The sequence below is a fragment of the Micropruina sp. genome, from assembly GCF_047602385.1.
In the GTDB taxonomy this organism is placed as follows: domain Bacteria; phylum Actinomycetota; class Actinomycetes; order Propionibacteriales; family Propionibacteriaceae; genus Micropruina.
In genome coordinates, this window is the sequence record NZ_JASGHL010000005.1 from 704,002 (window position 1) to 723,434 (window position 19,433).

General features: G+C 68.1%; 16 protein-coding genes. 11 read left to right on the forward strand and 5 right to left on the reverse strand.

Translation table 11 applies throughout. From position 1 onward, the window contains the following. The first annotated feature begins 4 nt into the window (after positions 1-4). Together QM711_RS18750 and QM711_RS18755 are read left to right on the forward strand one after the other, a co-directional pair. Positions 5-1,441: a DUF222 domain-containing protein gene (locus QM711_RS18750; protein WP_415102152.1), complete on the forward strand. Its 1,437-nt coding sequence runs from the start codon at positions 5-7 to the stop codon at positions 1,439-1,441. A gap of 67 nt (positions 1,442-1,508) precedes the next feature. Beyond that, a complete protein-coding gene (locus QM711_RS18755) occupies positions 1,509-1,823 on the forward strand; it encodes a helix-turn-helix domain-containing protein (protein WP_415102154.1) in 315 nt (104 codons plus the stop codon). A gap of 9 nt (positions 1,824-1,832) precedes the next feature. Here the strand turns inward: QM711_RS18755 and QM711_RS18760 are convergent, their stop codons facing one another. Continuing rightward, a complete protein-coding gene (locus QM711_RS18760; protein ID WP_415102156.1) occupies positions 1,833-5,243 on the reverse strand; it encodes a helicase-related protein in 3,411 nt (1,136 codons plus the stop codon). A 135-nt stretch (positions 5,244-5,378) separates the two neighbouring features. On the opposite strand from QM711_RS18760, the gene sigM reads away from it, so the two are divergent. Together sigM and QM711_RS18770 are read left to right on the forward strand one after the other, a co-directional pair. Further along, complete coding sequence (gene sigM / locus QM711_RS18765) at positions 5,379-5,948, forward strand: RNA polymerase sigma factor SigM (protein WP_415102158.1); 570 nt, start codon at positions 5,379-5,381, stop codon at positions 5,946-5,948. 61 nt (positions 5,949-6,009) lie between these two features. Continuing rightward, on the forward strand, positions 6,010-6,210 hold the full coding sequence (locus QM711_RS18770) for a hypothetical protein (protein WP_415102160.1): 201 nt from the start codon (positions 6,010-6,012) through the stop codon (positions 6,208-6,210). Positions 6,211-6,276: 66 nt separating this feature from the next. Here QM711_RS18770 and glpK read toward each other — a convergent pair whose 3' ends face one another. Both glpK and QM711_RS18780 read right to left on the reverse strand, forming a co-directional pair. Further along, positions 6,277-7,827, reverse strand: coding sequence for a glycerol kinase GlpK (glpK, locus tag QM711_RS18775; RefSeq protein ID WP_415102162.1), 1,551 nt, complete (start codon positions 7,825-7,827; stop codon positions 6,277-6,279). A gap of 74 nt (positions 7,828-7,901) precedes the next feature. Then, entirely contained in the window at positions 7,902-8,666 is a 765-nt protein-coding gene (locus QM711_RS18780) for an MIP/aquaporin family protein (protein ID WP_415102164.1), read from the reverse strand. A 248-nt stretch (positions 8,667-8,914) separates the two neighbouring features. Here QM711_RS18780 and QM711_RS18785 point away from each other — a divergent pair, with 248 nt between their 5' ends. Beyond that, the gene (locus tag QM711_RS18785) at positions 8,915-9,865 is read left to right on the forward strand and encodes a sugar-binding transcriptional regulator (protein ID WP_415102166.1); all 951 of its coding nucleotides are present in this window, start codon (positions 8,915-8,917) and stop codon (positions 9,863-9,865) included. Further along, complete coding sequence (locus QM711_RS18790) at positions 9,865-11,682, forward strand: DUF4185 domain-containing protein (RefSeq protein WP_415102168.1); 1,818 nt, start codon at positions 9,865-9,867, stop codon at positions 11,680-11,682. Before QM711_RS18785 ends, QM711_RS18790 begins: the two co-directional genes overlap by 1 nt. Here the strand turns inward: QM711_RS18790 and QM711_RS18795 are convergent. Beyond that, on the reverse strand, positions 11,653-11,880 hold the full coding sequence (locus QM711_RS18795; RefSeq protein ID WP_415102170.1) for a hypothetical protein: 228 nt from the start codon (positions 11,878-11,880) through the stop codon (positions 11,653-11,655). The genes QM711_RS18790 and QM711_RS18795 overlap by 30 nt on opposite strands. Positions 11,881-12,162: 282 nt before the next feature. Between QM711_RS18795 and glpA the strand changes: the two genes are divergently transcribed. From glpA to QM711_RS18810, 3 genes are read left to right on the forward strand one after another with little or no spacing between them, the layout of a single operon-like run. Continuing rightward, the gene (glpA, locus tag QM711_RS18800; RefSeq protein ID WP_415102172.1) at positions 12,163-13,740 is read left to right on the forward strand and encodes an anaerobic glycerol-3-phosphate dehydrogenase subunit GlpA; all 1,578 of its coding nucleotides are present in this window, start codon (positions 12,163-12,165) and stop codon (positions 13,738-13,740) included. Then, on the forward strand, positions 13,740-15,035 hold the full coding sequence (gene glpB, locus QM711_RS18805; protein WP_415102174.1) for a glycerol-3-phosphate dehydrogenase subunit GlpB: 1,296 nt from the start codon (positions 13,740-13,742) through the stop codon (positions 15,033-15,035). Before glpA ends, glpB begins: the two co-directional genes overlap by 1 nt. Continuing rightward, positions 15,032-16,270: an anaerobic glycerol-3-phosphate dehydrogenase subunit C gene (locus QM711_RS18810; protein ID WP_415102176.1), complete on the forward strand. Its 1,239-nt coding sequence runs from the start codon at positions 15,032-15,034 to the stop codon at positions 16,268-16,270. The genes glpB and QM711_RS18810 overlap by 4 nt, the downstream gene beginning before the upstream one ends. Positions 16,271-16,327: 57 nt before the next feature. Here the strand turns inward: QM711_RS18810 and QM711_RS18815 are convergent, their stop codons facing one another. Beyond that, positions 16,328-17,410, reverse strand: coding sequence for an NAD(P)H-dependent glycerol-3-phosphate dehydrogenase (locus QM711_RS18815; RefSeq protein WP_415102178.1), 1,083 nt, complete (start codon positions 17,408-17,410; stop codon positions 16,328-16,330). A gap of 150 nt (positions 17,411-17,560) precedes the next feature. Between QM711_RS18815 and QM711_RS18820 the strand changes: the two genes are divergently transcribed. Both QM711_RS18820 and QM711_RS18825 read left to right on the forward strand, forming a co-directional pair. Continuing rightward, a complete protein-coding gene (locus QM711_RS18820) occupies positions 17,561-18,358 on the forward strand; it encodes a DeoR/GlpR family DNA-binding transcription regulator (RefSeq protein WP_415102180.1) in 798 nt (265 codons plus the stop codon). 154 nt (positions 18,359-18,512) lie between these two features. Next, entirely contained in the window at positions 18,513-19,364 is an 852-nt protein-coding gene (locus QM711_RS18825) for an HAD-IIA family hydrolase (RefSeq protein ID WP_415102182.1), read from the forward strand. The last annotated feature ends 69 nt before the right edge of the window (positions 19,365-19,433 follow it).

Sequence of the window (19,433 nt, forward strand, 5' to 3'; positions counted from 1 at the left end):
TCGGTTGAAGCACACCTCGACTGCAGGCTCAGCAACTGTCAGCGCCGCCTGGCAGGGTGAACGTCCAGCGGCCCGGACCGCATCGGTCACGATCGCAAGTATCTTGTTCAGTCCTCTTGTATTAGTACGCATGATCGATTATTGTCAGGGCATGGAGGCTACCGCCGGGCTCGACGCAGCCGCACTCGCCACCGTGGTGGACGAGGTGGCTGGCCTGGCTTGTGGCGATCCGGTCGAACTGATCGATCAGCTGCGGCAGTTGGAGCGGCTCAAGAACGCCGCCGCAGCCGCTCAGGCACGGCTCACGGTGGAGCTGCGCCAGGTGCGTGAAGCAGAAGCCCGCGCTGCGGGCCGCAACGTGAAGCGTGTGCCAGCCTCGATTGCTGGTGAGGTTGGGTTGGCCCGCCACGAGTCACCCCACCGTGCCGCCACCCTGCTGGGCCTCGCCACCGTGCTCGCCTCGGAAATGCCGCACACCATGGCTGTGTTCAACGCTGGTGAGGTGTCCGAATGGCACACCACTGTGCTCGCCCGGGAAACCGCATGCCTGTCGAGGGCCCACCGTGCCGTGGTCGATGCTGAACTCGGCCCAAGACTGGCCGAGCTGTCCACCAGGCAACTCGCCGCCGAAGCCCGCAAACTCGCCTACGAACTCGACCCGCACAGCGTGGTCGCCCGCATCGGGCAAGCCGTGGCCGATCGGAACGTCACCATCCGGCCCGCACCCGATTGCATGACTCGAGTCTCCGCACTGCTACCTGTCGCTCAGGGCGTCGCCGCCTACGCGGCCCTCACCGCGGCGGCCGACACTGCCCGTGTTGCCGGTGACGAACGCTCCAAGAAACAGGTGATGGCCGACACCCTCGTGGCCCGCGTCACCGGGGAGGAAGAAGCAGGCGAGGTCGACGTGGAGATCCAACTGGTGATCACCGACGAAGCGCTCCTGGGTGACAGCAACACCCCGGCTCGGATGAACCACCACGGACCCATTCCGGCCTCCATCGCCCGCGGGCTCGCCGCCGACGCCATCGGCAACAACCGAGCCTGGATCCGCCGGCTCTACGTGCGACCCGACAACGGCCAACTGGTAGCGATGGAATCGGCCCGACGTCACTTCCCCACAACCATGAAGACCTTCATCAAGACCCGTGACGAGGTCTGCCGGACGCCGTGGTGCGGCGCACCGATCCGGCACATCGACCACATCACCCCAGTCCATGCCGGCGGAACCACTAGCCTCGCCAACGGCCAAGGCCTGTGCGAACGGTGCAACCAACTCAAAGAGCACCCCGGCTGGCGACACACCGCCCAGCCCGACGGCACCAGCATGATCCGAACACCCACCGGCCACCAGCACCACAGCCGAGCCCCCGACCTGCCCCGCGAACCGGCCTTCCTGCCGTTCCTAGTGGACCTCCGATTCTCCAGACCAGCGGCCTGACTAGGCAATACGCTAATACCCAACGAGTTGGGCGGACTACCTGACGCACGCCCATCAAGGTGGGCACGTGCCCCGCCCCGAGCCGCTCCAGTCCTACGTCGAGGCGGCTCGACTACTCGGCGAAAAGGTGCGAGCACTACGCGAAGATCGCGGCCTCACCCAGGAGGAACTGGCCCATCGGACGGGCATCGCCCGCAATCAGATCCAGAACATCGAGCACAACCGGAACAACGCCAAGGACCCGGTCACCGGACGTCCCGGCCACGGAAACGCCCGACTGGACACCGTCTTCCGACTCGCGCACGAACTCGGCGTCGACGTCACCTACCTGATCGACCCAGCACGTCCGGTCGACCCGCTGCCCGCTCGCTCCGGACGATAGCGCCACCGATCAGAACGGCTCGCGTCCCTTCACCCACGACTTCTGCCAGTCGCCACGGACGCCGGTCGCATCGAAGCCGCCGAGATCGGTCGTGGCGAACGGATCCGCCAGATACCGCACCTGGTCGTGCCCGGGACCACGCGGATCCACCCGGACCAGCACCAACCGGTACCGAGGGGCGGCGTTCTTGCCCAGCATCACCTCGTTGTGGGTGACGAAGTAGTCGCTCGCACCCTCGATCCGCGCCTTGACCTCAATCCGGAACACCTCGCCGTCGACCGCGGTCGACAGGATGTCGAAGCCCTTGTTGTTGAACGCCTGCTCGACCGGCTCACGGCCCAATCGACGCTCGCAGGCCAGCACCAACTCGACCCCGCGACGCTCCACCACCTTGGTCTCCTTGGCGTGCAGCGGCGTGCCGGCCGGCAGGTCGTCGGAGACCATAGACACCGGCACAACCAGCGCTGCGGTCACGATCCGCGGCGGCCTGGTCGACATCAGAGCCTGTCGGTCCAGCAGGGCCAACCGCCTGGTCAGCCGTTCATCGAGGTCGAGTGCCTTGCGATGCAGGCTCTCGGACGACTCCCTCGGACGATCCCCCGCTCGCTCCTTCTCGGACGCCACCGCGGACTCCATGGCCAGTCGCTCCCGCTCACTCACCAAGCGTTGCGTGACCAGGGCGCGCGTCTTGTCCAGCTCCGCCGCCCTCCGCGGTTGCACCTCGGCGAGGTAGCCGGGCAGCTGATTCGCGATGATCCAGCTGGCGGCAGCATCCTCAGCACCGCTCAGCCAGGGCAGACGCCGTACCGCATCGATCACCGCCGACTCCGGGGCGGCGACGCAGTCCAGGTACGGCGCCGGACCGGCCGGGGTCACCACGCCACCAGCGTCGACGAAGGCGTAGCCGAAGCGCCGCGCGATCGACTCGCCGGTTGCGTCGCTCACCTCCTCCAGCACGCCCACCAGCAGCTTCGGCTCCTCCACGGACGCCGATACCAGCACCGTGCCACTCTCCAGTGCATCGCCGAACCGCTTGATCGCCAGCCCCATCACGGCGTCGTGCAGCGGATGGCCGGGTGCCAGCAGATCGGCCCGCTGCATGCCCTCAGGACTCACCCGATCCAGATCGAAAGCCACCCGGTCGTAGCGGGTCGCGATCGGCCCGCGTCCAGCCGCCCGCACGGCGGCGGGCACATGGGCAATCTCGTAGCGGCCTTTCTCGCGCCGGGCGAGCCGGCCGTCCAGCCTTGCGAACGCAGCCTTGAACGCCAGTTCGATGTAGTGCGGCTGCAATCTGCGCGCTCGTGCCTCGTCCATCGCTGCCCGCAGCGCATCGACGTCCGCCTCGGCGAGGTGCTGAGTCGCCAGCGCTCGCTCCTGCAGCAGCCCGACCAACCCGGCGCCGACCGAACGGTCGATGACCTCGTTCAGCTTGGCCCGCACGTCCGGTTGCTCGCCGTACTGGATGGCGTCCAACAGCAGCGTGCGCAGCGGAGTCTCGCTGAACGCCTCCCCGAGGACGTCGAAGACCTTGCCGCCGTAGGCCCGGCGCTGCTCCTCGACCTTGAACAGCAGCCGCGCGAACACCTCGCCTTCCCGGGTGTTCGTGGCCACCAGGTTCCACAGCCGGCACACCTCCTCCTGGCCGATGCGATGAATGCGGCCGAAGCGTTGCTCGATCCGGTTCGGGTTCCACGGCAGGTCGTAGTTCACCATCAGATGCGCGGCCTGCAGGTTCAGGCCCTCGCCGGCGGCGTCCGTGGCGATCAGGATCTGGCATCCGCTGTTCTTGGTGAACTCCTCGGTGATGGCCCGCCGTTCACCACGCCGGACGCCGCCATGGATCGCCTGCACCGCATCCGGGCGGCCGATCAGCGAGCGAATCCGGAAGGTCAGGTAGTGGAGGGTGTCTCGATGCTCGGTGAAGACGATCAGCTTGCGCGGCGCCCCGTCCGGATGCGGGGTGAGCACGGTGTCATGCAGGATCGTCGACAGCTCGCTCCACTTGCGGTCCGCGCCGCTGTCCCGCACCCGTTTGGCCGCCGCGGTCAACGAGGCGAGTTCGCGTAGCTCGGCGTCCAGCTCACCGAGGGTCTGAGCGGCGGTCGCGGCGTCCAGCAACTCCTCTTCCAGGTCCTCGATCTCGGCCGCATTGAAGTCGTCGGCGTCCAAATCGCTCAGGTCGACCGACGGCTCGCCCTCGACGAAGGTTCCGCTGATGATCTCCTGACGACGGCGTTCGAGCCGTTTCGAACGCCGCGCCAGGCTGGCGTGGATCGCTTGCGGACTTGAGGCCAACCGCCGTTGCAGCACGGTGAGTGCGAAACCGACGGTGTTGCGGCGTTGCCCGCCGACCCGCTCGGCGCGGTTCATCCCGTCTCGGACGTAGTCGGTGACCTGTTCGTAGAGTGCCTCCTCGGACGCCGTCAGCCGGTAGGGGACGGTCTCCGCGATCCGCTCCGGGAACAGCTTGCGACCCTCGAAGGTGAGCAGATCCTCTTTCACCATCCGGCGCATCACGTCGCTGGTGTCGACGCTCGCCGTCCGCTTGCCCTCAAACCGGTCCCGGTCGAGCAGAGTCAGGAACAGCTGAAAGTCCTCCTCCTTGCCCGAGTGCGGGGTCGCGGTCATCAGCAGCAGGTGCCGGGTCACCGATCCCAACAGCTCGCCCAGCTGGAACCGTTTGGTCTTGGCCAGCTTTCCGCCGAAGTAGTGCGCACCCATCCGGTGCGCCTCGTCGACGATCACCAGATCCCATTCGGAGTCGGCCAGCTGGGCACGAAGCTCGTCGTTTCGCGACAACTGGTCCATCCGGGCGATCAGCAGCGGAAGGCTCTCGAAGACGTTCAGATTCACCCCGGCATCGATCGACTGGTTGGTGAGCAGATCGAACGACAGCCCAAACTTGAAGAACAGCTCGTCCTGCCACTGCTCGACCAAACCTCCGGGCGCCACGATGAGGCATCGCTTCACGTCCTCACGCAGGACCAGTTCCTTGATGTACAGGCCGGCCATGATCGTCTTGCCGGCACCCGGATCGTCCGCGAGCAGGAAGCGCAGCGGCGTCCGACGCAGCAGTTCGCCGTAGACCGCCCGGATCTGGTGCGGCAGCGGCCGGACGTCGCTGGTCGCCACCGCCAGCATCGGATCGAACAGCCCAGCGAGCGAGATCCGCTGCGCCTCGGCCGCCAGCTTGAAGTCGTTCGCCGGCGCCTGGAACGTCCGGACGGCACCGGTCGCCACTCCCAGACCTCCCTCGTCGGACCGGAAGACCACCTGTTGGCCCAATCGGCCACCGGCGTCCTTGTAGGTGATCTCGATCGCGGACGCCCCGTGCCATTGCGCCGCCAGCACGATCACGCTCTGGCCGGGGATCAGGCCATCGAGATGGATCCCCGCTTTCAGCTCCTCGAGCAGCACGGCACTTCTCCTCACCGACACCCATCCTGTTGGGCGCATCCTCCCATCGTGGCAGGCTGCGGCCGGCTACCCGCGTGTCTCCGCTAGCCTCAGGAAGGTGTTCTCCAGTTCCGCCCGCGAGTCCGGGGTGGACGCATGACCACCGAGCCCACCGACGCCCAACTACTCGCCGCCCATGTCGGCGGCGACGACCGCGCGTTCGCCATCTTGATGGAACGGCACGCCGACCGGCTGTGGAGCATCGCGATCCGGGTGATGAACCGGCCCGAGGACGCCGCCGACGCCCTGCAGGACGCGATGATCTCGGCCTTCCGCCGTGCCGCCGACTTCCGCGGGGACGCCGCGGTCACCACCTGGCTGCACCGGATCGTCCTCAACGCCTGCTTCGACCGGCTGCGCCGGATCAAGGTCCGCGCCGCCGAACCACTCCCTGAGGACACCGAGCGCTCGCTGCGCTTCGCCTCGGCCACCGACGACCCCGAGACCGCAGCGGTCCGGTCCGCGTTGGCCGGCGAGGTGATCGCCGCGCTGCAGCGGATCGGTCCCGATCAGCGTGCGGCGCTGGTCCTGGTCGATCTGGAGGGCTACTCGATGGACCAGGCCGCACGTATCCTCGGCTGTGCGCCGGGCACGGTGAAGAGTCGCTGCTCGCGCGGACGGGCTCGACTCGCCGTCCTGCTGCAGCACCTCAACGAGGGGGATTGAGATGGGAACCGACGACGCGGTTGCCGCGTCCAACCCAGGGTCACCGGCCGAGGGAGCCCGCATGATTTCCGAGGACACCCTCACCCGCTTGTTACGCGCGGCACCGCCGCTGCCCTGCCCCGACGACGTCCGATCCCGGCTGCGCGCCACCCTCGCCGCCGAGGTCGACCTCCGCCGGGCCATCCGGGTCGAACCCGAGGTCGCCGCCGACGTGAAGCCGCGTTCGGCGCTGTGGTCCGAACACACCGTGCACGACGACTGACCGAGCGTCCGGAAACCGAACCGCCCGGCACCGGGGATCCGGTGCCGGGCGGTTGTCGTTCAGCGACTACTCGGCGGTGTCGTCGTCGACCCAGTCGAAGGTACGGGTCACGGCCTTCTTCCACTGCCGGTACAGCCGGTCGCGCTCGCCGTCGTCCATGTTCGGCTCCCAGCGCTTGGCCTCGGCCCAGTTGTCGATGACGTCCTGCTCGCCGTTCCAGTAGCCGACGGCGATGCCGGCGGCGTAGGCGGCACCCAGCGCGGTGGTCTCGGCGACCACCGGACGGATCACCGGCACGCCGACCTGATCGGCCTGGAACTGCATCAGCGTCTCATTCATCGTCATACCGCCGTCGACCTTGAGCTCGGCCAGCTTGACGCCCGAGTCGGCCTCCATCGCGTCCAGCACCTCACGGGTCTGGTAGGCGGTCGCCTCCAGGGCCGCACGAGCGAAGTGCCGCTTGTCGACGAACCGGGTCATGCCGACGATCGCACCACGGGCGTCGGAACGCCAGTACGGGGCGAACAGGCCCGAGAAGGCCGGCACGAAGTAGATGCCGCCGTTGTCGTCTGCCGCCAGCTCTTCGACGTCTGGCGCGGCCGAGATGATGCCCAGCTGGTCGCGCAGCCACTGCACCAGCGAGCCGGCCAGCGCGATCGACCCCTCGAGCGCATAGATCGGCTTGTTGTCGCCGATCTGGTAGCAGACCGTGGTGAGCAGGCCGTTCTTGGACGGAACGATCTCTTCGCCGGTGTTCATGATCATGAAACAGCCGGTGCCGTAGGTGTTCTTGGCCATCCCGACCTCGAACGCAGCCTGGCCGAAGGTTGCCGCCTGCTGGTCGCCCAGGTCGCCGGCGATCGGCACGTCGCCGAGCAGTCCGGCGGGACGTCCCGTGCCGTAGACCTCGGACGACGACTTGATCTCGGGCAGCATCGACATCGGAATGCCCATGTCGGCGGCGATGTCGGGGTCCCAGGCCAGCGACTTCAGGTCCATCAGCATGGTGCGGGACGCGTTGGTCACGTCGGTCACGTGCACACCGCCGTCGACACCACCGGTCAGGTTCCAGATCACCCAGGTGTCCATCGTGCCCATGATCAGGTCGCCGGCCTCGGCGCGCTCGCGGGCGCCCTCGACGTTGTCCAGGATCCACTTGACCTTGGGTCCGCAGAAGTAGGTCGCCAGCGGCAGGCCCACCCGGTCCTTGTACTTGTCCTGGTCGCCGCCGCCGAGTTCTTCGATGATCTTGGCGGTGCGGGTGTCTTGCCAGACGATTGCGTTGTACACCGGCTCGCCGGTGTTCTTGTCCCAGACCAGCGTGGTTTCCCGCTGGTTGGTCACGCCGACGGCCGCGAGGTTGTCCTTGTTCACCTGGGCATCGGCGAGGGCCATGCCGACCACCCCGCGGATGTTCTCCCAGATCTCAATCGCGTTGTGTTCGACCCAGCCCGCTTTGGGAAGTATCTGCTCGTGTTCCTTCTGACCCGAGCCGACGATCCGGCCGGCATGGTTGAAGACGATCGCGCGGGAACTCGTGGTCCCCTGATCGATCGAGAGAACGTACTTCTCAGCCATTGTGTTCCTTTCCACATCCTTGTAGTGGCTTGCGTCCATGGTGCCCGGTACCGGACGGCGTGACCAGGTTTCGGTGGGCAGCCGTCCGGTACCCGGTTGGTGAGGTGTGCGCGTCAGGCCGGAAGCAGCACGCCGGAGAGCAGCCCCGCCAGGACGCCGCCGATGATCGGGCCGGCCACCGGGACCCAGGAGTAGCTCCAGTCCGACGAGCCCTTGTTGGGAATCGGCAGCACGGCATGCGCGACCCGCGGCCCCAGGTCACGGGCCGGGTTGATGGCGTAGCCGGTGGGGCCGCCGAGCGAAGCGCCGATGCCGACCACCAGGAGTGCCACCCCGAGCGCTCCCAACCAGCCCAGGCCGGCCGGGGTGTGGGTGCTCGAGTCACCCCAGTGACCGGCAGCCAGCACCACGAAGACCAGCACGAAGGTTCCGAGGACCTCGGTGACCACGTTCCACAGCGGACTCCGGATCTCGGGACCGGTGGAGAACACGCCCAGCTTGAAGCCCGCCGGAGCGTCCTCGTCGAACTGCTTCTTGTAGGCCAGCCACGCCAGCACAGCGCCCAGGAAGGCGCCGAGCAACTCGGCACTGAGATAGGTGGCGATCGAGGCCGCGTTCACCGGAATTCCCGGGACGAACTCTTTGGCCCCCGAAGCGACCAGACCGAGGGTAACCGCCGGGTTCAGATGTCCGCCCGATTTGTACGAAACCAGGACACCGGCAAAAACGGCGAGACCCCAGCCGAAGTTCACCATCAGGAACCCGGTTCCGTTGCCTTTGTTCTTCGGCAAGATGTTATTGGCAACCACGCCGGCACCGAGCAACAGCAGCATCGCTGTTCCTACGGTTTCGGAGAGGAAGATGGTTGCAAGAGACATTTCCACAACTCCCTTCAGGCACCATCTGCGGTGCCACCATGAGGGCCGGGATCCCCGGCCGCCGTTCCTGAGTGTCGCCGATCCTGGTGGGATCGGCGGGGAGATCCAGGGGGTGTCGGGATGCATGCCTACCCACGCCCCCGGGCGACCGTCCGCTTCCGATCGTCCCGCCAAGTCTCGTGCAGCCTTGCCAGGGGTGAACACATGCGCTAGGTCTTTGCACGAACGTGCACGTGCAGGGAGGGACGATGAACGACCGCTACGACGAGATGTACCAAGCCGCCTCCCGCTACTACATCCAGGGCGAAACCATGGAGGCGATCGCCCACCAACTAGGACTCTCGCGCTCCACCGTCAGCCGGCTGTTGAGGGACGCCCGGCACAGCGGTCTGGTTCGGATCAGCCTCACCGATCAGGTCGGCTCGCGCTCACCGCTGGCCGCCGAGCTGCACCAGGCGTTCGGCGTCCAGGTGCATCTGGTGGACGTGCGGGAGGGCGCCTCCGACCATCGCCGGTTCGAGCAGGTCGCCCGGATGGCCGGCCGGCTGCTCTCCGAGACCGTGACGGACCACAACGTCATCGGGGTCGCCTGGGGGGTGACGACCTCGCACATCGTCCACTACCTGCAACCCAAGCCGCTGGTCGGGGCCACCGTCGTGCAGATGAACGGGGGCACCAACCAGTGGTCGTCGGGCATTCCGTATGTGGGCGAGATCCTGACCGGCGTCGGCGACGCCTTCGGCTCCCGGGTCGTCTACTTCCCGGTGCCGGCGTTCTTCGACTATGCCGAGACCAAGCAGGCGATGTGGCGAGAGCGCTCGGTGCAGAGCGTGGTCGCACTGCAGCAGCGGATGGACGTCGCCGTGTTCGGGGTCGGCTGCCTCAACGGGCGGGTCCCCTCACACGTCTACTCCTCGGGATACCTGGACTCGGACGAGATGCGCCGGCTGGCCGCCGACGGTGTGGTCGGGGACGTCTCGACCGTGCTGCTGCGCGAGGACGGATCGTGGACCGACATCGACTTCAACGACCGGGCTTCCGGGCTGACCCCCGCCGAACTGGCGCGGGTGCGGCGCCGGCTCTGCGTGGTGGCGGATCCTTCCCGCGCCGTCGCAGTGGTGGGCGCGCTCCGGGCCGGCACCACCACCGATCTGGTCATCGATGAGGGCACCGCCCGCGCGGTGCTGGCCAGGCTGTAGTGGCGACCACCCGACCGGCGCTGATCGGGCCGGAATCACTGCTGGAATCGGACGACCGGCCGTCGGCCTGGACGCCGCCGGGCGCACCGCACCGGCTCGAGGCGGCCGTCGGCAGCCGCAACGACGACGGCACGCTCACCGTCCACCACTACTTCAGCGGCCAGCGCCGTCCGGACAACCCGTGGCTTCGCGGAGACGCGATCAGCACCGCCGCGCTCGGCCCGGCCGCCCTGCATCAGCGCGGTCGACCCGGTTCCGCCGGGCACGAGCTGCTCGCCTACCTGCCCGAGGCGGACGGCCTGATCTGCTACGCGTGGGCGGTCAACGACCCTCGGCCGCTGCGCTGGCGGCGCCTCGGACCGGTCGACCGCACGCCACCGGGCCCCCGGCGGCCGGTGTGGGACGGCCCGTCCGCCGCCCGCGAGTGGGGCACCGGCGTGGTGATCGCGGTGGCCACCGCCGCCACCCGGCTGCGCGGCGGCTTGGCGCAGCCGGGCTGGGTGCAGGCGCTGGTCCAGGTGGACGACTCGATCTACCACCTGCACCGGCAGGTCCGCGCCGGCGGCGTCCGTTGGCTCCGGCACGCCTGCCTCCGGCTGGCCGATCACGAACCCGTTCTGGACGCCCGGGAGCGGTCGGCCAAGGTCGCCCAGATCAGCGGTGAGCGAGACACCCAGCCGTCCGGGTCGGGCCGGACGCTGTCCTCCTCGGAGTCCCTGTCCGGCGTCCGCGGCACCGATCTGGGCGTCCGGTTCGACCACGCCGGCCGCACCTTCCTGCTGTTCGGCGACACCCATTGGTCCGGACGTCCCTGGCTCGGCACCCGCGACGCCATCGCCGAAGTCCGCAACCCGGACGCCGCACTGCCCGAGGTGCGCTTCCACGGCTCCCCGCTCAGCCTGCGCGGCGGGCTTGGCGGACGGGTCGGTCGAGTCACCATGCGCGAGTACGACGTGCCCTTGGACGCCTTCAGTGCCGGCGCTCAGCTCTACGGGTTCTTCACCTCGAACCATTTCCGCCACGCCCAGCCGATGGGACGCAGTGTGCTGGCGCGCGCCACGCCCCCGGTTCCGGTGATCGCGCCGCAGCAACGTCACCGCCCGGTCCGCTTCCGGCCGCTGGCCACATTCTCCGACCATCGCTTCGTGAACGTGTCGGTGCAGCGCTGCGGCGACCACCTGCTGATCTGGGGCACCGGCGTCTACCGCGCCGACGACGTCCGGCTGGCCCGGGTGGATCTGACCGCGCCGGCAGTGTCCGCCGGCCTGGCCGGCGGGGACGTCCGGGCGTTCCTGGACGCCCGGGAGTACTGGGCGGGTCCGGGCGCGTGGTCGCCCGTCGACTCCGACGCGCTGCCCGTGCTGTCCCCCGGAGCCCATGGCGAGCTGTCGGTGCGCTGGGTGCCCGAGGTGGGGCGCTATCTGATGCTGGCGATGGCGGGGCCGGACGACCCGGCCGGCCCAGCGGTGATTCTGCGCACCGCCGTCCAACCCTGGGGCCCGTGGTCGCCCCGGCTGCGGCTGCTGAACTGGATCGCGGACGGCATGCACCCGCCGGACGCCGCGCAGCGCTTCATCCGGGCGTTCGCCGACGGCACCGACCCGGTCGGGGACGCGGTCTTCCGGCAGCAGGCGAACTCCACCGGGGCCGCCTACGCGCCGTACATCTTCGATACCCGTGCGGACGGGGATCGCCTGGTGCTGCGCTACACGCTGTCGACCTGGAACCCCTATCAGGTGGTGTTGATGCGGCACCGGCTGAGCCTGGCCGAGTTGGTCGGAGCCGGCTCAGCGGGAATGGCGTCCCAGCGCCCGTAGGACCAGCCAGACCAGCGGTCCAGCCAGCACGACCGGAATCAAAGGGGACCACCAGGGGCCGCCACGGCTGATACTGGCCGCCACGGCGAGGCCGGTGAACACCAGGCCGATCGCCCCGGCCACCACCATCGTGGTGATCGCCCTGCGGCGCTGGCGAACGCCGGCTGAAGTCGCCCGGGTCCTGCCATCCACGTCCATCCGCCGAGTCTAGGCCGCCAGCTGCTCCACTGCCGCCGGGTGAAGGAGAAATTTGACCGACGTCGGATATCCAGCCTGCAACCTGTCGTAACCCAACCGAAAAAGGCAAGAAAATCCTGCTCATAATGCGGCGCGAAAGGCGTACCAGATGCGTATAGGGCTCGGGTACCGTGCGATTGAATCAAGCATCGACGATGCTCCGAGAGCGCGGAATGCCTGGTCAACGAGCCCATTGACGGGACGTCGTGGAGGACGACACCGTCGGTCGATCGGAGGACGTACGTGAAAACCCTCTCCGCAGACATTGTGGTCGTGGGCGGCGGATCGACCGGTGCCGGTGTGGTCCGGGACGTGGCGATGCGCGGCTATTCGGCGATCCTGGTCGACCGGGCCGACCTCGGCCAAGGCACCACGGGTCGCTATCACGGCCTGCTGCACTCCGGCGGACGCTACGTGGTCAGCGATCCGCACTCGGCCACCGAGTGCGCCGAAGAGAACGCCATCATCAGCCGGATCCAATCCCACGCCGTGGAGCGCACCGGCGGCTACTTCGTCGCCACTCAGGTCGACGACCCGGCCTGGGGCGATGACTGGGCCAAGGGCGCCACCGACACCAGGGTGCCGTTCGAGGAGGTGTCGACCGCCGAAGTGCTGAAGGCCGAGCCCCGGGTCAACCCGAAGATCTCCCGGGCCTTCAAGGTCGAGGACGGCTCGGTCGACGGCTGGCAGCTGGTCTGGAGCGCCGCCAACTCGGCCAAGCAGTACGGCGCGAAGATCCTCACCTACCACCGGGTGACCACGATCAACCGCGACGGCGACCGCGTCTCTCAGGTGGTCTGCACCGACGAGAAGACCGGCGAAGAGGTGCGGATCAACACCAACTTCGTGCTCAACTGTGCCGCTGCCTGGGGTGGCCAGATCGCCCACATGGCCGGCTGCCCCGACGTCCAGGTGGTGCCCGGCGCCGGCATCATGATCGCGATGAACCACCGGCTCACCAACTCGGTGATCAACCGGCTCACCTACCCCGCCGACGGCGACATCCTGGTGCCGGTGCATACCGTGTGCATCATCGGCACCACCGACCAGAAGGCCGACGACCCGGACAAGCTGCAGATCGCCTGGGACGAGGTGCAGCAGATGATGGACTGCGGCGAACTGCTGGTTCCCGGCTTCCGCAACGCCCGCGCCATCCACGCCTGGGCGGGTGCGCGTCCGCTGGTCAAGGACTCCCGGGTCGGCTCGGGCGACACCCGGCACATGAGCCGCGGCATGTCGATCATCGACCACTCCGAGCGCGACGGCCTGAAGGGCCTGCTCACCATCGCCGGCGGCAAGCTGACCACCTACCGGCTGATGGCCGAGAACGTGGTGAACGCGATGTGCGCCCAGCTGGGCGAGAGCCGTCCGTGCCGGACAGCCGACGAGCAGGTGCCCGGCTCGGAGGACAAGAAGAACTACGTCATCACCCACCGGCTCGAAGAACGCGAGCACGACCGCACCGAGGACCAGATCCTGTGCGAGTGCGAGCTGATGAGCAAGGGCATGTTCACCCGGGCCCTTGCCGACCAGCCCAAGGGCAGCTTCGACGACCTGCGCCGCCAGCTGCGGCTCGGCATGGGTCCTTGTCAGGGCGGCTTCTGCTCGATGCGGGCCACCGGGGTGGCGCTGCAGTCCGAGCACATCGACATTGAGCGGGCCACCGGGCTGGTGCGGCTGTTCCTGAAGAACCGCTGGATCGGCATCTGGCCGATCCTGTACGGCGACCAGGTCCGGCAGACCGCGCTGGACAACTGGATCTTCCAGGGCACCTTGGACGTCGAACACCTGCCCGGCCCGACACATCAGGAGGTCGTGTGATGACCCGCGTGATAGTGATCGGAGCCGGTGTCGCCGGCTTGGTCGCGGCCATCCGGCTGGCCCGGGCCGGTGCATCGGTGGCCCTGTTGGCCAAGGGCACCGGCGGCCTGCAGCTCTCCCAGGGCACGATCGACATCCTCGGTTACGGGCCTGACCGGGTCGAGCGGCCGCTGGACGCCCTGGGCGAGTTCGCGCAGGCCAATCCCGGCCATCCCTACGCGTTCCTGGACGCCGAACTGGTCGGTTCGTCCGCGAGCTACGTCGCCGAACTGGTCGGCTCCGAGCTGCTGGTCGGCGATCCGGCGGTCAACCTGCAGCTGCCGACCGCGGTCGGCGCCGTCCGGCCCACCGCACTGGCCTCGCCCAGTATGACTGCGGGCGCCTGCGTCGACGGCGCGAAGTTCGTCATCGTCGGTCTCGCCCAGCTGAAGGACTTCTATCCGGAACTGGTCGCCTACAACCTGAACCGCACTGATCTGGGCAGTCTCGGTCTGGCAGGCGGCGGACGGCTCGAGGCGCGTCCGGTGATGCTCGACTTCCCGGCCCGCGAGAACGAGGTGGATTCATCCGGCCTCACCTACGCCCGCGCGCTGGACGACCCGGCCACCCGCAAGCGGTTCGCTGCCGCGCTCAAGCCACTGGTCAAGGAAGGCGAGAGCGTCGGCCTGCCCGCCGTCCTCGGCCTCGACGACCACACCGCTTGGTCCGAGATCGCCGAACTGATCGGGGCACCGGTGTTCGAGATTCCGCTGCCGCCGCCGTCCGTGCCGGGGATGCGGTTGAACCGCACCCTCACCGCGGTGGCGAAGGCGTCCGGCGTCCGGGTGGTGCCGGGCAGCCGGGTGACCGGCTTCCGGACCTCGGGCCGGTCGGTGGCCTGCGTGCAACTCGCCACCGCCGGCGGCATCCGCGAGTTCGCGGCGGACGCGTTCCTGCTTGCCACCGGGGGATTCGAGTCCGGTGCACTGTCGGCAGATTCGTACCACAACGTGCGCGAGTCGATCTTCGATCTGCCGCTACGGCGTCCCGAGGGTGCGCTGGTGCACGGCGACTACTGGGGCGACCCGCAACCGCTGTTCACCGTCGGTGTCGAAACCGGCCCCGACCTGCTGGTCCACCACCCCGGCGGGGACGCTGTCTACGACAACCTGTACGCCGCCGGCGGCATCCTGGCCGGCGCCACCCGCTGGCAGGAGAAGTCCGGCGAGGGTATCGCCGTCGCCAGCGCCGTCCGGGCCGCCGACTCGATCCTCGCCGCCGCATCGTCCGCCACGACACAAGGAGCAGCCTCATGAACGCCTCCTCCGAGGGCCTCGAGTTCGCCCAGACCCAGGTCGCCCGGGCGTCCCTCGACCATTGTGTGAAGTGCACGATCTGCGAGACGCACTGCCCGGTCGCCGCGGTGACGCCGAAGTTCACCGGGCCGAAGTTCGTCGGCCCGCAGGCCGAGCGGTTCCGGCACGGCGAGTCGGTCGACCACTCGCTCGACTACTGCAGCTCGTGCGGTGCCTGCACCCTGGCCTGCCCGCAAGGCGTCAAGATCGCCGAACTGAACGGCCAGGCCCGCGCGGTGATGAAGGCCGACGAGATGCCGTTGCGCGACCGGCTGATCACCCAGACCACGCTGATGGGCCGCGCGATGACCCCGATGGCACCGGTGGCCAACGCCGCGCTGTCGATCAAGCCGCTGCGCACCGTGGTCGAGAAGGTGCTCGGCATCCACCGGGACGCCCCGATGCCGCACGCCAACACCCAGACCATCACCGGCTGGCTGAAGAAGCGGACGAAGACCGCCAAGCCCGCCACCCGCGGGCCGGTCATCTTCTTCCACGGCTGCGCCGGCGGCTACTTCGAGGTCGAGACGTCCAAGAAGTCGATCGAGGTGCTGGAGCATCTCGGCTATGAGGTGCTGGTGCCCAAGCAGGGCTGCTGCGGTCTGGCCGAGCAGTCCAACGGCCTGTTCGACGGGGCCAGCGCCAAGGTGCTCAAGCTGTGCGACGACCTGCGCGCGTCCGGGCGCGACCTGACCATCATCAGCTCGTCCGGCTCCTGCACCGGGATGCTCAAGCACGAGGCGCACGAGATCATGGGCGTCGACGACGCCCGGCTGGCCGACGTCGGCACCCGGATCCGCGACATCATGGAGTTCCTGCTGGAGCTGCACGACGCCGGCGAACTGCCCACGGCGTTCAAGGAGATCCCGCTCACCGCGGTCTACCACGCCCCCTGCCAGCTGAAGTCCCAGGGCATGGGCCAGCCCGCCATGGAAGTGCTCAAGCTGATCCCGGGCGTCGAGGCGATCGAATCGGGTGCCACCTGCTGCGGCATCGCCGGCACCTACGGGCTGAAGAAGGAGAAGTACGCGATCGCCCAGGCCGTCGGCAAACCGCTGTTCGACAAGGTGCGCGAGGTGAACCCCGAGTTCGCCATGTGCGACACCGAGACCTGCCGCTGGCAGATCCGGAAGGGTTCGGGCGCCGCCGTCGAGCACCCGATCTTCCTGGTCCACCAGGGCTACGGCCTCAGCTGAAAGTGACCAAGAGAACCGTCCCCGGTGACCGAGGGGACGGTTCTTTTGGTCACCTTTTCAGACTCCGGAGCCGTTGCTGCCGAAGAAGGTCTTCCAGGGGACGTCGACGGCGGCGTCCTTGGCCACCACGGCATGCAGGTGGCGCAACAGCGGGAACTGATCGGACGTCAGGACGCCGCGCTCGGTGAGCCGCTCGAAGGCATCGCCGATCACCTTGATCGCCGCCACGCCCTCCAGGGTCACCCCCGGCATCTGGGCCAGGGCCTCGGTGAACGTCAGACCGGCACCGACCAGGGTGCCGACCTTCACGTTGCGGCCGCCCATCGAGGTGACGAAGCAATCCCCGATGCCGGGCAGTCCGAGCACGGTGGACGGCTGCCCGCCGAGCAGGTCCATGAACTGGGTCATCTCCACCGCCGCCTGGCCGAACAGGGCTGCCCCGTAGTTGTAGTTGACGTACCGGTCCTTGGCCCCGGCCGGATCGTTCTCGGCCAGCGCCTTCAACTGACCGTGCATGAAGCCGGCCCCGAAGGCGTAGCAGTTCTTCGTCGCCGCACACACCTCGACGCCGACGAAGTCGGTGCTCGTCCAGACGTGATAGAAGTCGGTCTCGAACAGCTCCTTCCACATCGCCAGCACCTCGGCGTCCTCACCGGCGAACACAACGCTGGTGTGCCGGCGGATCGCCACCTCGCCGGCGATGGACGGCCCGGCGATGGCCGAAATCGACACCTGGCTACGCAGTTCGTCCGGGAGATGCGCCATCAGTGCCCGGGGCAGGATGGTCAGGTTGCCGTCGGCGTCGGACTGCATGCCCTTGGCCAGCGCGATCACATGCTGACCCGGACGGAGCAGGCCCGCGAGCTGCTCGCCGGCCCAGTCGACGCCGAACGAGTTGACGCCGCTCATCACCAGGTCCGCCCCGTCGAAGGCCTCCGCGGCATCCTCGACCTGGTAGGCGGTGACCGCCCCGGGTACCGCGAGAGCAAGGTTCGGGTGGACGCCGGTGGCCGTGATCGAATCGATGATGGTCCGGTCGAGATGAGTGCCGACCAGACGCACCTGATGGCCGTTGTCGGTGAGCGGAGTAGCCAGCGCGGTGGCCATGATTCCGGAACCCAGAATCGCCAGGGTCGCCATCGGGAACTCCTTCCAAACCGGAACCACCAACCTAGTGCCCGGCGTTCGACGTGCGGCCCTCATCACGTCGCCGTCGTTTGTGCGCGCAGATTGATGAGAGCCGTAACAGATACGGCATGATGACCGTGACCCTAAGCGAAGGATGCAGCGGTGACGACAAAGGGGGGACGGGGCCGGGGCTCCGCCGGGGCGTTGCGCGAACGACGGATGGTGATCGCCGAGCGCGTCGTCGAGAGCGGTTCCGCCTCGATCGAGCAGCTGGTCGAACTCACCGGCGTGTCGGCGATGACCGTCTACCGCGACATCGAGGCACTCGAAGATGCCGGCGTCCTGGTACGTCATCGTGGCCAGGTGACCGCGGTCGCCACCGGCCTCAATGAGATCGCGGCGAGCATCCGGGTGAACCAGAACGCCGAACTGAAGCAGCAGGTCGCCCGCTACGTCGCCGGCCAGATCAGGCCCGGCAGTTCCATCCTGATCGACGACTCCACCACGGCCCTGTGGGTGTTGCGGATGCTCGAGGTGGTGCCGATCACCGTGGTGACGAACTCGATGCTGGTGGCTCGCGAGCTTGAGCGGCGCTCCGGGGTGCGGCTGTTCGTCATCGGCGGCGAGTATCAGGGCTGGGCGGAGGCGATGGTGGGCCAGACCACCACCGCGGTGATCGCCGGAGTCCGGGCCGACTACTTCCTGGTGTCGGCGTCCGGGATCAGCGATCTGCAGTGCTTCCATCCCTATGAGGACTGCGTCCAGGTGAAGCGGGCGATGATGGCCTCCGCCGCTCGTCCGATCCTGTTGCTCGACCACACCAAGCTGGACCGGCGCGCACTTCACACCTTCGCCTCGATGACCGACTTCGACCAGGTGGTGATGGACGCGCAGACCCCCGACGAGGTGGTCGCCCAGCTTCGCGACCAGCAGGTGCGGGTGGTCCGCGCGCCGGCGTGAGGTCTCACTCACTGCCCGCTTCCCTGAAGAAGCTGTGACGGACGGCACCAAGATCGAGTAGGTTTCTGCCGCGGCTGGCCCGTCGATGGGCAGGTGCGTCGTGCAAAGGAGTACGAATGGCGGGCGATCCTGATCCGGGCGGCAGGATTGCGTCATGACCGACGTCCTGCACCGTCCGGACAGGTTCTATGACGCCTACGTCTTCGACATGGACGGCACCATCTTCCTGGGCGATCAGCTGTTGCCCGGCGCGGCGCGGCTGATCGGTGAGCTGCGCCGACGGGAGATCCCGATCCGCTACCTCTCCAACAACCCCACCAAGGACCCGGAGATGTACGCGGCCAAGCTGACCGCGCTCGGGCTGCCGACCCCCGTCGACGAGATCGCCAACACCATCGTCACCACCACGAAGTGGTTGCAGCTGAACCATCCCGACGCCGTGCTCTTCCCGATCAGCGAGGAACCGCTGAAACGGGCACTACGAGCAGCGGGCTTCACCCTGAGCGAGGATCCCGAGCAGATCGACATCGTGATCGCCAGCTACGACCGCGGATTCGACTACCGCAAACTGCAGATCGCCTTCGACGCGATCTGGTTCCACCAGCGGGCGTTCCTGATCGAGACCAATCCCGATCGGTTCTGCCCCTTCCCCGGCGGACGCGGCGAGCCGGACTGCGCGGCCATCACCGCCGCCATCGAGGCCTGCACCCGGACGCGCTGCGCCAAGTCACTGGGCAAGCCCGACCCGATCATGTTGCAGGTCACCATGGCCGGCCTGGACGCCCGCGTCGAGAACTCGATGATGGTCGGTGACCGGTTGCAGACCGACATCCAGATGGCGCTGGAGGCTTCGATGTCGTCCGGCCTGGTGCTCACCGGTGAGGCAACCGCCGACGACGTCCAGGCGCTGGAGCCGGACCGCGCGCCGACCTATGTGCTGGACCGGGTGGACCGGCTGATCCCGGCCCGGGTCTGGGACGAGCTCGGCTGGACCGAGCACAGCTGAAGCCGCTGCGGGGGTCGGGGAATAGCCCGGTCGGCCCGGTGGTTGCCCAGATCACAGCGCCGGCCGTAT

Excerpts from the sequence above, each read along its gene's own strand:
- sigM (WP_415102158.1), top strand. The coding sequence starts at position 5,379 with ATGACCACCGAGCCCACCGACGCCCAACTACTCGCCGCCCATGTCGGC.
- QM711_RS18770 (WP_415102160.1), top strand. The coding sequence starts at position 6,010 with ATGATTTCCGAGGACACCCTCACCCGCTTGTTACGCGCGGCACCGCCG.
- glpK (WP_415102162.1), bottom strand. The coding sequence starts at position 7,827 with ATGGACGCAAGCCACTACAAGGATGTGGAAAGGAACACAATGGCTGAG.
- QM711_RS18780 (WP_415102164.1), bottom strand. The coding sequence starts at position 8,666 with ATGTCTCTTGCAACCATCTTCCTCTCCGAAACCGTAGGAACAGCGATG.
- QM711_RS18785 (WP_415102166.1), top strand. The coding sequence starts at position 8,915 with ATGAACGACCGCTACGACGAGATGTACCAAGCCGCCTCCCGCTACTAC.
- QM711_RS18795 (WP_415102170.1), bottom strand. The coding sequence starts at position 11,880 with ATGGACGTGGATGGCAGGACCCGGGCGACTTCAGCCGGCGTTCGCCAG.
- glpB (WP_415102174.1), top strand. The coding sequence starts at position 13,740 with ATGACCCGCGTGATAGTGATCGGAGCCGGTGTCGCCGGCTTGGTCGCG.
- QM711_RS18810 (WP_415102176.1), top strand. The coding sequence starts at position 15,032 with ATGAACGCCTCCTCCGAGGGCCTCGAGTTCGCCCAGACCCAGGTCGCC.
- QM711_RS18815 (WP_415102178.1), bottom strand. The coding sequence starts at position 17,410 with ATGGCGACCCTGGCGATTCTGGGTTCCGGAATCATGGCCACCGCGCTG.
- QM711_RS18825 (WP_415102182.1), top strand. The coding sequence starts at position 18,513 with ATGACCGACGTCCTGCACCGTCCGGACAGGTTCTATGACGCCTACGTC.